Origin of the sequence: Streptomyces prunicolor NBRC 13075, assembly GCF_000367365.1 — a bacterium.
GTDB lineage: Bacteria > Actinomycetota > Actinomycetes > Streptomycetales > Streptomycetaceae > Streptomyces > Streptomyces prunicolor.
This window is the reverse complement of the sequence record NZ_BARF01000113.1, coordinates 56,617-70,927: the sequence shown is the minus strand read 5'-3', so window position 1 is coordinate 70,927 and position 14,311 is coordinate 56,617. Positions and strand designations below refer to the sequence as shown.

At 71.1% G+C, this 14,311-nt stretch carries 12 protein-coding genes; 11 read left to right on the top strand and 1 reads right to left on the bottom strand.

Features of this window, described 5'->3' with window-relative positions; all coding sequences use genetic code 11:
- The first annotated feature begins 224 nt into the window (after positions 1-224).
- From SPR02S_RS46460 to SPR02S_RS61210, 4 genes are all read left to right on the top strand, one after another.
- Positions 225-1,028: a type II secretion system F family protein gene (locus tag SPR02S_RS46460; protein WP_026151500.1), complete on the top strand. Its 804-nt coding sequence runs from the start codon at positions 225-227 to the stop codon at positions 1,026-1,028.
- A gap of 89 nt (positions 1,029-1,117) precedes the next feature.
- A complete protein-coding gene (locus SPR02S_RS61215) occupies positions 1,118-1,357 on the top strand; it encodes a DUF4244 domain-containing protein (protein WP_078623211.1) in 240 nt (79 codons plus the stop codon).
- The gene (locus tag SPR02S_RS46450) at positions 1,344-1,721 is read left to right on the top strand and encodes a TadE family type IV pilus minor pilin (protein WP_026151499.1); all 378 of its coding nucleotides are present in this window, start codon (positions 1,344-1,346) and stop codon (positions 1,719-1,721) included. The genes SPR02S_RS61215 and SPR02S_RS46450 overlap by 14 nt, the downstream gene beginning before the upstream one ends.
- 74 nt (positions 1,722-1,795) lie before the next feature.
- The gene (locus SPR02S_RS61210) at positions 1,796-2,248 is read left to right on the top strand and encodes an Rv3654c family TadE-like protein (RefSeq protein WP_078623212.1); all 453 of its coding nucleotides are present in this window, start codon (positions 1,796-1,798) and stop codon (positions 2,246-2,248) included.
- Positions 2,249-2,266: 18 nt separating this feature from the next.
- Here the strand turns inward: SPR02S_RS61210 and sftH are convergent, their stop codons facing one another.
- Complete coding sequence (gene sftH / locus SPR02S_RS57955) at positions 2,267-4,756, bottom strand: DEAD/DEAH box helicase (protein ID WP_078623210.1); 2,490 nt, start codon at positions 4,754-4,756, stop codon at positions 2,267-2,269.
- Between the two features lie 80 nt (positions 4,757-4,836).
- Between sftH and bldG the strand changes: the two genes are divergently transcribed.
- The 7 genes from bldG to SPR02S_RS46405 all read left to right on the top strand — a co-directional run bounded on the left by bldG (position 4,837) and on the right by SPR02S_RS46405 (position 14,268).
- Positions 4,837-5,178, top strand: a complete 342-nt coding sequence (gene bldG, locus SPR02S_RS46435; protein ID WP_003975386.1) for an anti-sigma factor antagonist BldG — start codon at positions 4,837-4,839, stop codon at positions 5,176-5,178.
- A gap of 118 nt (positions 5,179-5,296) precedes the next feature.
- Positions 5,297-5,734 (top strand): ATP-binding protein, encoded by a 438-nt coding sequence (locus SPR02S_RS46430; RefSeq protein ID WP_019063897.1) that lies wholly within the window; start codon positions 5,297-5,299, stop codon positions 5,732-5,734.
- Between the two features lie 311 nt (positions 5,735-6,045).
- Positions 6,046-8,454: a sodium-translocating pyrophosphatase gene (locus SPR02S_RS46425; RefSeq protein WP_019063896.1), complete on the top strand. Its 2,409-nt coding sequence runs from the start codon at positions 6,046-6,048 to the stop codon at positions 8,452-8,454.
- Positions 8,455-8,649: 195 nt separating this feature from the next.
- On the top strand, positions 8,650-9,246 hold the full coding sequence (locus SPR02S_RS46420) for a small secreted protein (protein WP_078623209.1): 597 nt from the start codon (positions 8,650-8,652) through the stop codon (positions 9,244-9,246).
- Between the two features lie 95 nt (positions 9,247-9,341).
- Positions 9,342-10,862 (top strand): DUF7059 domain-containing protein, encoded by a 1,521-nt coding sequence (locus tag SPR02S_RS46415; protein WP_019063894.1) that lies wholly within the window; start codon positions 9,342-9,344, stop codon positions 10,860-10,862.
- A 593-nt stretch (positions 10,863-11,455) separates the two neighbouring features.
- On the top strand, positions 11,456-13,975 hold the full coding sequence (locus tag SPR02S_RS46410) for a serine/threonine-protein kinase (protein WP_019063893.1): 2,520 nt from the start codon (positions 11,456-11,458) through the stop codon (positions 13,973-13,975).
- 95 nt (positions 13,976-14,070) lie between these two features.
- Positions 14,071-14,268 (top strand): hypothetical protein, encoded by a 198-nt coding sequence (locus SPR02S_RS46405; RefSeq protein ID WP_019063892.1) that lies wholly within the window; start codon positions 14,071-14,073, stop codon positions 14,266-14,268.
- The last annotated feature ends 43 nt before the right edge of the window (positions 14,269-14,311 follow it).

Sequence of the window (14,311 nt, the reverse complement as noted above, 5' to 3'; positions counted from 1 at the left end):
TGGGGCGGGGTGAAGGGGTGCGGGTGGGTGAGGTTGGGCGCGGCCTCGCGGTGGAGCCGCATATCGACACAGCCCGCGCCCCTAAGGGCATCAGCGTTCGCGGGGTACGGGGATCGCTTGGTCGTCGCGGGGCTTGAGGGGATTCGGCGCTCGGTGAGAGCCCGGAGTGGTGTGGGCGTGGAACTGGAAGCGGAAGTCGGTCGGAGTCGGAGAGAGGAGGCGGCGTGAGTGTGGAAGTTGTCCACAGGCTGGGGGTGGTCTTTGGGGCGGTGTTGGTCTTGGGGTGGGTGGTGCGGTGGCTGGACGGGGTGCGATGTGAGCGGAGGGCACGGCGGCGGCTGGCCGGGCTGTTGCTTCGGGAGGCTCGGAAGAGTGGGGAAGTGCCGTTTGCCGTACGGCGGTTGGAGGCTCGGGGCGTTGCGCGGCGGTGGTTGCCCGCGGTGGGCGTGGTGGGTGCCGGGTGGGTGTTGGTCGGCGGGGTCGTCGGGATGGTGGTGGGCGCGGTTGTCGCCGTCGGGCTGTGGCAGTGGCGGCGCCGGCAGGTGGCCGACGACACCGCCGCCGCGCGCGATGCCGCGATCGCCGCGCGCCAACTCCCGCTCGCTGCCGATCTGCTGGCCGCCTGTATCGCCGCCGGGGCCTCGCCGGTGATCGCCTCCCAGGCCGTAGGAGAGGCCCTTGCGGGGCCCGTGGGGGAACGGCTGGCGCGTGCGGCGGCGGAGGTGCGGCTCGGGGGTGAACCGACTGACGCCTGGCGGAGGTTGGGGGCGCTTCCGGGCGCCGGCCCGCTGGCTCGGCTGCTCGAACGGGCGGACGAGTCGGGGCTCCCCGCCGCCGGACCGGTCGCACGGCTCGCGGCGGAGGCCCGCGCCGACTGGACCCGCACCGCGACGGCACGGGCTCGGCGGGCGGCCGTTCTGATCACCGCACCGGTGGGGCTGTGCTTCCTGCCCGCGTTCATCGCGATCGGCGTGCTGCCCGTGGTGATCGGGCTCGCGGGCGGGGCGGTGGGAGGGGGTGGTGGCTGACGGGAGGAGCGAGGGCGAGTGGTGACGGACGTATGACGAAGAACGGCTCATCGGGCAAGTGAACCGACAGGAACCTCACGGGGGTTGAGATGTACAAGGCAGTGCAGGCAACGCAGGCAGTAGCGGTTCGGGCCGTGCGAGCGGTGTGGGTACGGGCGCGGTTGGGTGCCTCGGCGCGCGGGGATGCCGGGATGGCCACCGCCGAGTACGCGATGGGGCTGGTCGCGGCGGTGGCGTTCGCGGTGGTGCTCTACAAGGTGGTGACCAGCGGGGCGGTCAGCGCGGAGTTGCAGAGCATCGTGAAGCGGGCCCTCGATGCGAAGGTGTGAACGCCGGGGCGGGGACGGCGGGTTCGTGACTGCGGAGGCGGCCGTGGTGCTGCCCGTGCTGGTGATGTTCGCGATGGCGCTGGTGTGGGGGCTGCTCGTGGTGGCCGCGCAGATCCAGTGCGTGGACGCGGCCCGCTCGGGCGCCCGCGCCGCGGCCCGGCAGGACCCCGCCGGCGCGGTCGTCCGGGTGACCCGGGACACGGCACCGCGTGGCGCGAAGGTCACCGTTGCCCGGGAGGGCGACCAGGTCCATGTGGTCGTGGTCGCGAAACCGCCGGTGCTGAGCGGGCTCCCCTTCGAAGTACGGGAGGAGGCCGTGGCGTTGGCGGAGGAGACGGTCGGCGAGGGGAGGGCGGGGCCGTGAGGTGTCGTGTCCGGGCCGCCGTGAGGTGCCGTATCGCGGCTCTGGGGCACGTGATTCCGGCTCTGGGGCGGCATATGAGATCTCGTCACTCGGACGGTGACTCCGACCGTGGGTCCGCGACCGTTTGGAGTCTCGTTGCGATGGCCGTGCTGTGTGTCGTGTTCGGGGTCGTGCTGGCCCTGGGGCAGGCCGTCGTGGCCCGGCACCGGGCGGCCGGCGGTGCGGATCTCGCGGCGCTCGCGGCGGCCGACCACTGGGCGGAGGGCGGTACCGGGGCCTGCGCCCGGGCGGAGCGGGTGGCGCGGGCGCAGGGGACGCGGCTGGTGCGGTGCGCGATCACGGGTGAGACGTCGGACGTGACGGCGGCTGCGGGCGGGGGACCGTTCGCGGCGGAGGTCAGGGCACGGGCGGGACCTGCGGGGCCGGTACCGCCACCGCCCCCGGCAGCACCGGCGTCTGCGCCTCCACCGATCCCTGCTCCACCGGCTCCTGCGCCTCCACCGGTCCCCGCCCCACCGGTGCGCTGAGCCGGCTGCCGCCGCCCGTTACACCTCGCCCACCCTCTCCACCGGCGCCTCTCGCACATCCTCCGGTGCCTCCCGCAAAAGCTCCGTGAGCAATCGCACCGCCCCCCGCTTGTGCAACGGCTCGTTGCCGTTGCCGCACTTGGGGGACTGGATGCAGGACGGGCAGCCGGCGTCGCACTCGCAGGAGGCGATGGCCTGGAGGGTGGCGGTGAGCCAGGAGCGGGCGGTGTGGAAGGCGCGCTCCGCGAAGCCCGCGCCGCCCGGGTGGCCGTCGTAGACGAAGACCGTGGGGAGCAGGGTGTCCGGGTGGAGCGGGATCGAGACTCCGCCGATGTCCCAGCGGTCGCAGGTGGCGAAGAGGGGGAGCATGCCGATCGAGGCGTGTTCGGCGGCGTGGAGGGCGCCGCCGAGGATCTCGGGGTTGATGCGGGCGGCGTCCAGTTGGTCCTCCGTGACCGTCCACCAGACGGCGCGGGTGCGGAGGGTGCGAGGGGGGAGGTCGAGTTTTGACTCGCCCAGGACTTCGCCGGTGATGACACGTCTGCGGAGGAAGGAGACGACCTGGTTGGTGACTTCTACGGAGCCGTAGCACAACCGGCCCTGGCCCCACGGGAGTTCGATGTCCGTCTCCAGGACGGAGATCGCCGTGGTGTCGCGGGCGACCGTCGAGTAGGGCGGGCTGGCCTCCTCGACGAGGGCTACCGAGTCCTCCAGGTCCAGGGTGCGCACCAGGTACGTGCGGCCCTGGTGGAGGTGGACCGCGCCCTCGTGGACGGTCGCGTGGGAGGCGGCCTCGTCGACCGTGCCCAGGAGGCGGCCCGTGCCGTTCTCGACGATCTGGACCGGCTTGCCGCCTCCGCCGCGGATGTCGGTGAGGTCGGCGGCCCGTTCGCGGCGGGTCCAGTGCCAGGCCTTCGCGCGGCGGCGGAGCAGTTTCGCGGACTCCAGCTGTGGGAGCAGGTCCGCCGTCGCCGGGCCGAAGAGGTCCAAGTCCTCTTCGGTGAGCGGGAGTTCGGCTGCCGCCGCGCACAGGTGGGGGGCCAGGACGTACGGGTTGTCCGGGTCCAGGACCGTGGACTCCACCGGCTGGTCGAACAGGGCCTCCGGGTGGTGGACGAGGTACGTGTCCAGGGGGTCGTCGCGGGCCACCAGGATGGCCAGCGCTCCCTGGCCGGTCCGTCCGGCGCGGCCCGCCTGTTGCCACAGGGAGGCGCGGGTGCCCGGGTAGCCGGCGATCAGTACGGCGTCCAGGCCCGAGACGTCGATGCCGAGTTCGAGGGCGGTCGTGGCGGCCAGGCCGAGCAACTCGCCGGAGTGGAGGGCGCGTTCGAGGGCGCGGCGTTCCTCGGGGAGGTAGCCGCCGCGGTAGGCGGCGACCCGGCGGGCCAGCGAGCGGTCGACCTCGGCGAGGCGTTCCTGGGCGATCAGCGCGATCAGCTCGGCGCCGCGCCGGGACCGTACGAAGGCCACCGAGCGGACGCCCTGGACGGCGAGGTCGGTGAGGAGGTCTGCCGTCTCGGCGGTGGCCGTACGGCGGACGGGTGCGCCCTTCTCGCCGTGGAGTTCGGTGAGCGGGGGCTCCCAGAGGGCGAACACCAGTTCACCGCGAGGTGATGCGTCGTCGGCGACCTCGACCACCGGGAGGCCGGTGAGGCGGCGGGCGGCGACCGAGGGCTCGGCGGCGGTGGCGGAGGCGAGGAGGAAGACGGGGGAGGAGCCGTAGCGGGCGCAGAGGCGGCGCAGGCGGCGGAGCACCTGGGCGACGTGGGAGCCGAAGACGCCCCGGTAGGTGTGGCACTCGTCGATGACGACGTACTTCAGGGACTTCAGGAAGGAGGACCAGCGCGGGTGCGAGGGCAATATGCCGCGGTGGAGCATGTCGGGGTTGGTCAGGACGTAGTTGGCGTACTGGCGTACCCATTCGCGCTCTTCGAACGGAGTGTCGCCGTCGTACACGGCCGGGCGAACGGCATTGCCGAGCGGTTGTGAAAGTTCCTTCACGGAGCGGAGTTGGTCCGCTGCCAGGGCTTTTGTGGGCGCCAGGTAGAGCGCGGTGGTGCCGCGGCCGTTCGGCGCCTCGGAGCCGTCGAGGAGCGCGGAGAGGACCGGTACCAGATAAGCCAGCGACTTGCCCGAGGCGGTGCCTGTGGCAACGATCACTGACTCGCCGTCGAGGGCGTGCTCGGCGGCCTGTGCCTGGTGGGCCCAGGGGTGTTCGATACCGGCTTCCTGGACGGTGGCGATCACCTCGGAGCGAATCCGGTCAGGCCAGACGGCATGGCGGCCCGCACGTGGGGGCAAGTGCTCCGTATGAGTGATGCGCGAAGCCCGGCTCGGTCCGGACGCGAGCCGGTCCAGAACCGTGCCCGGCGAGAGCCCGGACACCGGGTTCGCCGAGGGTCGATCGGATCGCTGATTCTTGGCCATCGGCACCGAGTGTGTCACTGGCGTGACGGACAATGGAGCCAAGGCGTCGTGCACGCCCTGCGGTAAGTGATTGAATGCCATCGCGGCTGGCGAACCGTCCTGGGGGCTCTGCCGAGGTGTCCCATGGGATGACCGCTCGATAGCAAGGTGCTGGAGGATCCGTGGACCTGTCCCTGTCGACCCGTACCGTCGGCGATCGTACGGTCGTCGAGGTCGGTGGAGAAATCGACGTATATACCGCGCCCAAGTTGCGCGAACAGCTGGTCGAGCTGGTGAACGACGGGAGTTTCCACCTCGTCGTGGACATGGAGGGAGTCGACTTCCTCGACTCCACCGGGCTCGGTGTGCTGGTCGGCGGCCTGAAGCGGGTGCGTGCCCACGAGGGCTCGCTGCGCCTGGTCTGCAACCAGGAGCGCATTCTGAAGATCTTCCGTATCACCGGCCTCACCAAGGTGTTCCCGATTCACACCTCGGTCGAGGAAGCGGTGGCGGCCACCGACTGACCGACCTTTCCGGGAGCGGCGTGTGACCGCTCCCCGATCGGCCGTATAGACGACCGGTGGACCGGGCTTTCGGCGGCCCGGCCCTCCGACAGCACGCCCGTAGTCCCGAGGGGGATGCATGGCCACCGTTGAACTCCGCTTCAGCGCGCTGCCCGAGCACGTCAGGACCGCCCGACTGGTGGCGGCAGCGGTGGCGCGCAGGGCCGGAGTGGACGAGGCCGTACTCGACGAGGTCAGACTCGCCGTAGGTGAGGCCTGTACCCGTGCCGTCGGGCTGCACCAGAGCAGCGGGATCACCGCCCCGGTGAAGGTGCTGCTGATCGAGGAGGAGAAGCAGTTCTCCATCGAGGTCGGCGACGAGGCACCGCGCTCGGCTCCCGGCGACAAGGCGCCCGGGTCCCTGGGCGACGATCCGGACACGGAGACCGAGGAGGACGAGATGGGCCTCGCTGTCATCAGCGGGCTCGTCGACGACGTCGAGGTCACCGCGGGGGAGCATGGCGGATCGATCCGTATGACCTGGCCGACCACCCCGCCGGCCGCGATGCTTTCCTGAGAAATCGCCGCACACCACAGCCGAAGGGCCCTGCTGAGCAGGGCCCTTCGGCATTTCCGGGAGCGTGCGCCGCGGGTGTTTCCCTGGTACGGCAGAATTCGTGAATCAATTCACGATCAATGCGGATCGACGTCCCGATCAAGCCCCGATCATTGCTCAGATCGCCGCCCCGATAATTTGATCAAGCACCAATGCTTTTAAGGCATTACTATGCGAAGGCCAATTCCGTTTGCCGCGCACTGTTTTGATCAGGTTCCGGTACCTACAATCCGTCCACATCTTGAGCTCAGCACAGGCGTCAAGGAGGACGAATGGCGGGGCTTTCTACCCCTCAGCAGTTTGACCACCCCACAACCCTCGCAGCCGCAGTTCTGACCGACGACAACCGCATCCTCGTGATGGTGATCGGCCTCGTGGCGCTGGCAGCGCTCGCGGTCGCGGTCATCCTGGTCCGCGAGGTACTCGCGGCCGACGAGGGCACCGACAGCATGAAGAAGATCGCGACAGCGATCCAGGAAGGCGCGAACGCCTATCTGGGGCGGCAGTTGCGCACGGTCGGCGTATTCGCCGTGATCGTTTTCTTCCTGCTTCTGCTGCTGCCCGCGGACGACTGGAATCAGCGCGCCGGACGATCGATCTTCTTCCTGATCGGCGCGGTGTTCTCGGCGACCACCGGCTATATCGGCATGTGGCTCGCCGTACGCAGTAATGTCCGTGTCGCCGCGGCGGCCCGGGAAGCGACCCCGGCGGAGGGTGAGCCCGAAAAGGATCTCACCGCCGTCTCGCACAAAGCCATGAAGATCGCTTTCCGCACGGGCGGCGTCGTCGGCATGTTCACGGTGGGGCTCGGTCTGCTGGGCGCCTCGTGCGTGGTGCTGGTGTACGCGGCCGACGCGCCCAAGGTGCTGGAGGGATTCGGCCTCGGTGCCGCCCTCATCGCCATGTTCATGCGTGTCGGCGGCGGCATCTTCACCAAGGCCGCCGACGTCGGCGCCGACCTGGTCGGCAAGGTCGAGAAGGGCATCCCGGAGGACGACCCGCGCAACGCCGCGACCATCGCCGACAACGTGGGCGACAACGTCGGCGACTGCGCGGGCATGGCGGCCGACCTCTTCGAGTCGTACGCCGTGACGCTGGTCGCCGCGCTGATCCTCGGCAAGGCGGCCTTCGGCGACTCCGGGCTCGCCTTCCCGCTGCTCGTGCCGGCGATCGGTGTGATCACCGCCATGATCGGCATCTTCGCGGTGGCGCCACGCCGTACCGACCGCAGCGGCATGTCCGCGATCAACCGGGGGTTCTTCATCTCCGCGGCGATCTCGCTCGTGCTGGTGGCGGTCGCGGTCTTCGTCTATCTGCCGTCGTCCTACGGCGCCCTCGACGGCGTCACCGACGCGGCGATCAAGGGCAAGGACGGCGATCCGCGGATCCTCGCGCTCGTCGCCGTGGCCATCGGCATCGTGCTCGCCGCGCTGATCCAGCAGCTGACCGGCTACTTCACGGAGACCAACCGGCGTCCCGTGATGGACATCGGCAAGACCTCGCTCACCGGCCCGGCCACCGTCATCCTCGCCGGGATCTCGCTGGGCCTCGAATCGGCCGTGTACACCGCCCTGTTGATCGGTCTCGCCGTCTACGGGGCGTTCCTGCTCGGCGGCGCCTCGATCATGCTGGCGCTGTTCGCGGTGGCGCTGGCCGGTACCGGTCTGCTCACCACGGTCGGTGTGATCGTCGCCATGGACACCTTCGGGCCGGTCTCCGACAACGCGCAGGGCATCGCGGAGATGTCCGGCGACGTCGAGGGCGCGGGCGCGCAGGTGCTCACCAACCTGGACGCGGTGGGCAACACCACCAAGGCCATCACGAAGGGCATCGCCATCGCCACCGCCGTCCTGGCGGCGTCGGCGCTCTTCGGGTCGTACCGGGACGCGATCCTGACCGCCGCCAACGACGTCGGCGAGAAGGTCTCGGGACCCGGCGCGCCACTCAACCTGATGATGGACATCTCCCAGCCCAACAACCTGGTCGGGCTCATCGTCGGCGCCGCGGTCGTCTTCCTCTTCTCGGGGCTGGCGATCAACGCGGTCTCGCGGTCGGCGGGGGCCGTGGTCTACGAGGTGCGGCGGCAGTTCCGCGAGCACCCCGGGATCATGGACTACACCGAGACACCGGAGTACGGCCGCGTCGTCGACATCTGTACCAAGGACGCGCTGCGCGAGCTGGCCACGCCGGGTCTGCTCGCCGTGCTGACCCCGATCGCGGTCGGGTTCACGCTCGGCGTCGGCGCGCTGGGCTCGTTCCTGGCGGGCGCCATCGGCACCGGCACGCTGATGGCGGTCTTCCTCGCGAACTCGGGTGGCGCCTGGGACAACGCGAAGAAACTCGTCGAGGACGGCAACCACGGCGGCAAGGGCAGCGAGGCCCATGCCGCCACGGTGATCGGCGACACGGTCGGCGACCCGTTCAAGGACACCGCGGGCCCGGCCATCAACCCGCTGCTGAAGGTGATGAACCTCGTCGCGCTGCTCATCGCGCCCGCGGTCATCAAGTTCAGCTACGGCGACGACAAGAACACCGGGGTGCGGATCGCGATCGCGGTCCTCGCGTTCCTCGTGATCGCCGTCTCGGTGTACATCTCCAAGCGGCGCGGGATCGCCGTGGGGGACGACGGTGACGACGCCGACCGGACGGCCAAGTCGGCGAACGTCACGGTGGTTTCGTAGCCAGTTCCACGAAGTCCTGCTCAACGGGCGGGCGGGTGGCGCGAGTTGTGGGCGCCGCCCGCCCGTTCTGTGTGTGTTCAGGCGCTCGTCGTGAGCCTTCTCTCGCTTGGTGCAAATGGCTTCAAAAGGTCTCCTATCCGACCTTAGGCCCGGGGGTGTGGTCCGTCCGCCGTGTATGTTCCGGGGCCGAGAGCCATGGAAGGGACCAAACCGGTGAACAAGAAGCTCGCGGTCGCACTGTCCGGCGGTGCGGTACTGGTACTGGCGCTGTCGGGATGCGGTGGCAGCGGCGACGACAGCGACGCCAAGCTGGATGCCTGGGCCAAGCAGGTCTGCGTCGCGGTGCAGCCGCAGGCGAAGAAGATCCAGGCCGCCAACACGGCGATCCAGAAGGAGACCTCGGACAACAGCACCCCGGAAGAGGTCCAGAAGACCGACTCGCAGGCCTTCCAGGACATGTCCGACGCCTACAAGGCGATCGGGGCCGCCGTGAACACCGCCGGGGCGCCGGACGTCGACAAGGGCGCGAAGAAGCAGCAGGACGCTGTCAACGAGCTCAACGGCATCTCCACGTCGTACGCCACCCTGAAGAAGCAGGTGGACGCGCTCGACACCAAGGACCAGGCGAAGTTCGCGGACGGCCTCAAGGGCATCGCGACCTCGCTGGACAAGCTCAGCACGAGCGGGAACGACGCCCTGAAGACCCTCGAAGAGGGCGATGTCGGCAAGGCGATGACCAAGCAGGAGGCCTGCAAGACGGCGACTCCGGCGGCTTCGGCGTCGGCGGCCTGATTGTTTCAGTTGCTGAAAGATGCCCCGGTACGCGTGCGTGCCGGGGCCTTTGCCTGTGCGGGCGTGTTGTCGGTGGGAGCGGCCACAATGGAGGGGTGAGTAACTCCAGCCTGCCCACCCTGCCCGCATCCGACCGCCCGGAGGTCGCCGCCCGGCTCCGGGACGCCCTGCTCGGCGCCGCCTTCACCGCCGACGGACTGCTCGAACTGCTCGGCGCCCCCGCGTACGCGGCGCTGGCCCGCAGCGAGACCGTGCCGGCCCTCCGGGCGACCAGAGGCGACACCCCGCTGGAGACGCTGGTCCGGCTGTTCCTGCTCCAGCAGCCCGTGCCGCACGCACGCGTGGAGGACGTGCTGCCCGTCGCCGAGTGCGTCGAGGGCGGGTGGCTGGTGTCCGTGGGCGCCGACGAGGTCGCCGCGACCGTGGACGTACGGCCGTACGGCGGGCCCGACGGCGAGGACTGGTTCATCGTGTCCGACCTGGGGTGCGCGGTCGGCGGGGCGGGCGGGATCGGCAGCCGGGAGGAAGGCGTCGTCCTCGGGGTGGGCGGCGCGTCCACCACGCTCGCGGGCATCACCGTACGGACACCGGTCTCCGCCGCGCTCGACCTCGGCACCGGGTCCGGGATCCAGGCGCTGCACGCGGCCCGGCACGCCACGCGCGTGACGGCCACCGACGTCAACCCGCGCGCCCTGCACATCACCGCGCTCACCCTCGCGCTGTCCGGAGCGCCGGCCGCGGACCTCCGCGAGGGCTCGCTCTTCGAGCCGGTCCGGGACGACGAGACGTACGAACTCATCGTGTCCAACCCGCCGTTCGTGATCTCGCCGGGCGCCCGGCTGACCTACCGCGACGGCGGGATGGGCGGGGACGATCTGTGCCGGTCGCTCGTTCAGGAGGCGGGGGAGCGGCTGCGGGAAGGCGGATTCGCGCAGTTCCTCGCCAACTGGCAGCACGTGGAGGGGGAGGACTGGCAGGACAGGCTGCGCTCCTGGGTGCCGCGCGGATGCGACGCCTGGATCGTGCAGCGCGAGGTCCAGGACGTCACGCAGTACGCCGAGTTGTGGCTCAGGGACGCGGGCGACCACCAGGGCGACACGGCCGCGTACGAGGCGCTCTACGACGCGTGGCTCGACGAGTTCGAGGCGCGCAAGGTCAGGGCGGTGGGCTTCGGCTGGATCACCCTGCGCAGGACGGACTCCGACGCCCCCTCGATCACCGTCGAGGAGTGGCCGCACCCGGTCGAGCAGCCGCTCGGCGACACCGTGCGCGTGCACTTCGACCGCGTCGACTATCTGCGCGCCCATGACGACGCGGCCCTGCTCGCCGCCCACTTCAGGCTGGCCGACGAGGTCATCCAGGAACAGGTCGGCCTGCCCGGCGCCGAGGACCCCGAACACGTCGTGCTCCGCCAGCACCGGGGCATGCGCCGCGCGACCAAGGTCGACACGGTCGGCGCGGGCTTCGCGGGCGTGTGTGACGGCACGTTGAGCGCGGGCCGCATCCTGGACGCCATCGCCCAACTCGTCGGCGAGGACCCGGTTCTGCTCCGCGACCGGACGCCGGCGCAGATCCGGCTGCTGGTGGAGCAGGGATTTCTGGAGCCGGTGGGGTGAGTGGAACAGGGGTTCCTGGAGTCGGTGGGGGAGTGGAACAGGGGTTCCTGGAGTCGATGGGTGAGTGGAACAGGGGTTCCTGGAGTCGGTGGGGGACTGCTGTCCGGCGGTTGATTGGCGAGGGGCGGTTGGGGGCGGCTGACCGTTTCCCGGGGCGGGAGAGGGCCCGTCGCTCTCGGCGGACTGGCCGCTCCCGTACGGGAGTTGGTCCCGGTCGGGTTCACGCTCGCGGTCGGCGCCCGCTTCTGGCGACCGGCTACTCGCGGTGGCTGAAGGCGGCTGACGGTGACTCAGCCGCCGGTCTCTCGCGCCGTCGGCCGGTTCCTACGGCCGGCCCGTCCCCCGCGCCGCAGACCGCCCGCCCGCCAGCCGTATCCGCCGACCGCCCTGCCGCGTACGGCGTCCCAGCCCCTCCCCGCCCTTGTGTTACGCCTGAGACCCGCCCGCAGCACTGAGCCGCATGTGTCCGCATCCGACAAGATTGTTCTGATCGGTGCCGGAAAACCCCTCTTGTCAGTGGCGGGTGCGAGGCTAGTTTCGGAGACAGGTTCCACGCGTCCTCGGGGGAGGCGCGCCGTCTCGGGGGAGGCGTGATGGCCGGGGATACGCCGGATCAGGGCGAGGGCAGGGTCGTCAACGGGCGCTACCGGCTGCTGCGCATGCTCGGCGCGGGCGGTATGGGGCGCGTATGGCTCGCGTACGACGAGGAGTTGGCCTGCGAGGTCGCCGTCAAGGAGATCTCGCTGCCCGACGTCCCGACGGAGGTGGGCGAGCCCGCACAGCGCATCGCGCGGGCCCGTAGCGAGGCACGGCACGCGGCCCGGCTGCGCGGCCATCCGCATGTGGCGACCGTGCACGACGTGGTGATCCACGAGGGGCTGCCCTGGATCGTCATGGAGTACGTCCCGGACGGAGTCGACCTCCAGGCGGTGCTGCGGCGTTCGGGCCCGCTGTCGCCCGCCCGGGTGGCCCGCATCGGGCTCGCCGTCCTCGACGCGCTCACCGCCGGGCACCGCATCGGCGTCCTGCACCGGGATGTGAAACCGGCCAACATCCTTCTGGCACCGAACGCTTCGGGCGATCCGTACGCGCGCGTGCTGCTCACCGACTACGGCATCGCCCTCCAGCCCGAGTCGCGCGAACCCCGCCTCACCGCCACCGCCGGAATCCTCGGCACACCCGGCTACCTCGCCCCGGAGCGCGCCCGCGGCGAGCCGCCCACCCCGGCCGCCGACCTGTTCTCCCTCGGCGCCACGCTGTACGCCGCCGTCGAGGGCCGCGGCCCCTTCGACCGCCACGGCGACTTCGCGACGCTCACGGCTCTGCTGGGCGAGGAACCGACACCGGCCGTCCGCGCGGGCGAACTGGCGCCGGTCCTCCAGGGGTTGCTGGTCAAGGACCCGGTGCTGAGGTCGACACCGGAGACTGCGGCGCGTGGGCTGGAGCGGGTGGGGCGCGCGGTGGGGGCGGCACCGGGGAGTCTGTCGGAGCCGGGCGGGTTCGGCCGGGGAGCGGACGGGGACGGGTTCCGCCGGGACCTGGACGGGGACGGGCTTGGCCGGGGGCCGGACGGCTTCGGCCGGGTGCCGAGCGGGTTCGGCCCGCCGCCGGACGGCTTCGGATCGGCACCGGCACCGGGTGGCGGGCCTACGGCTGATCGGGCGCCGGACCCTGCCGCCGACGGCGCACCCGGCCATGCCGCGCGCGGACCTCGGGGCCAACTCCCGGGCGGGCCGCCCGGATACGCCATGGGCGGCCCCTATGTAGGCGGCCCGTACGCCCCGCAAACCCCAGGAGGGCCCGGGGCCACCTACCAGAGCCCGGCGCCGTTCGGTGACCCGCCCGCGGTCGCCCTCGGGGGCTCCACGCCGGCAGGACGGCCCACTCCGGGAGCCCCGCTGACTCCGGAGACCCCGCACACTCCCGGCGCCCCACAGATTCCTGGCGCCCCGCCGACCCCCAACACACCGAACACCCCGGCAGGCGCCGCGTCGCCGTACGGCCCGCAGGAGCAGGCCGGTTCGGGCGCGAGTGGGGGCGGGGGTGGGTCGTACGGTCAATGGAATCCGTACGCGAACAGCCCCACGATGCCTTACCAGGGCGGCTATCAGGGTGCTCGGCCGGAGTTCTACCAGGGCAGCGCGCCCACGCCGCCGTACGCCGGTGGTCAGGGGCCGATGTATCCCGGCGGCCAGGGGCCTGTCGGTGGCGGATCGCCCGGCGGGCGTCGGCGTCGGATGCCGGTCGGGGCGGTCCTCGCCCTTGTCGTGGCCGTCGCGATGGTCGTCGTGGGTGGGGTGTGGGCCGTGGCCTCGCTGAGCGGCGGCAAGGACACGGCGGCGACGAAGGAGGCGTCCCCGTCCGCGTCGGTGTCGGCGGCCGGATCCGCGTATCCGTACGGCGAGGACGTCGGGCTCAAGAAGGCGCTGCAGACCGGCTATTGCGTGCACGCGGTGTGGACCGGGACGGCGTTCGCCTCGCGGCCGAACCTGGGGGTCGTGAGCTGTGCGCACGATGTTCCGGACGGGCAGGTGATGGCGGTCGACACGGCGAGCGACTTCGCCGACGCGCGTGACCACGGGGCGGAGCGGTGCGCGGGGAAGGTGAGGGAGGCGGCCGGATCCCTGGCCGACGCGGGTGTCTACGCGCTCACGCCGACGGAGGCGGGCTTCGGGGCGGCCGGGCGCGGTACGGCGTGCCTCGTTCTCGGTCGGCATGTGCCGATCGGCGGCGAGATAGGGCGCTTCCGTAGCACCGGGTCGAACGTGTGGACCACCGAGATGAGCCTCGGTGACTGCTGGTCGTACGTCGACCACAAGACCTACTTCACCGCGACCCTGACCGACTGTGCCGATCAGCACACCGACCAGGTGATCGGTTTCGTGACGGCCCCGAGCACGATGACGTTCCAGGAGGCGCTGCAGCAGGGGAACAAGCTGTGCGGCAACAAGTTCGAGTCGACTTGGGCGCCCGGATCCGACCGTTCCGTCTTCGGGTATCTGTCCGACGAGAGCAACTGGAAGGCCGGATTCAACTCTGTCGTGTGCACCGTGGGGCAGGCCGACCGCTCCCGGACGACCGGGGCGATATCGTCCTCCGGCACGACCGCCTGAGGGCTGTCCGCCGCGAATTCACCGGGAGTTGGCCTGCCCGTCGCCCACGGGTGCCAACCTCCCGGACCGGGGTAACGGGTCGGGAGGGGACACGCATGGAGAGTGGGCCGGCGATCTTCGCGGGGTCGGTGTTCGCCCTGTTCGGAGGCGCGCTGCTGCTGTGGACCGTGGTCAGGGTCCGGCACCGCGAACCCGTCGCCCAAGGTGTGAACCCGGTCGCATCGGCGGCCCTCGCGAGCCTCGCCGCGATCGCCGCCCTGCTCCTCGGAACCTGGTGCTTCCTGCACGTCTGAGCGCCGTGCCGGAGCTGCGGCGCGGGCAAGTAAGAGATCACCG

What these genes read in the sequence shown, in the direction of transcription:
- SPR02S_RS61215 (WP_078623211.1), top strand. Translation starts at nt 1,118, where the DNA reads ATGTACAAGGCAGTGCAGGCAACGCAGGCAGTAGCGGTTCGGGCCGTG.
- SPR02S_RS46450 (WP_026151499.1), top strand. Translation starts at nt 1,344, where the DNA reads ATGCGAAGGTGTGAACGCCGGGGCGGGGACGGCGGGTTCGTGACTGCG.
- SPR02S_RS61210 (WP_078623212.1), top strand. Translation starts at nt 1,796, where the DNA reads ATGAGATCTCGTCACTCGGACGGTGACTCCGACCGTGGGTCCGCGACC.
- sftH (WP_078623210.1), bottom strand. Translation starts at nt 4,756, where the DNA reads ATGGCATTCAATCACTTACCGCAGGGCGTGCACGACGCCTTGGCTCCA.
- SPR02S_RS46430 (WP_019063897.1), top strand. Translation starts at nt 5,297, where the DNA reads ATGGCCACCGTTGAACTCCGCTTCAGCGCGCTGCCCGAGCACGTCAGG.
- SPR02S_RS46425 (WP_019063896.1), top strand. Translation starts at nt 6,046, where the DNA reads ATGGCGGGGCTTTCTACCCCTCAGCAGTTTGACCACCCCACAACCCTC.
- SPR02S_RS46420 (WP_078623209.1), top strand. Translation starts at nt 8,650, where the DNA reads ATGGAAGGGACCAAACCGGTGAACAAGAAGCTCGCGGTCGCACTGTCC.
- SPR02S_RS46410 (WP_019063893.1), top strand. Translation starts at nt 11,456, where the DNA reads ATGGCCGGGGATACGCCGGATCAGGGCGAGGGCAGGGTCGTCAACGGG.
- SPR02S_RS46405 (WP_019063892.1), top strand. Translation starts at nt 14,071, where the DNA reads ATGGAGAGTGGGCCGGCGATCTTCGCGGGGTCGGTGTTCGCCCTGTTC.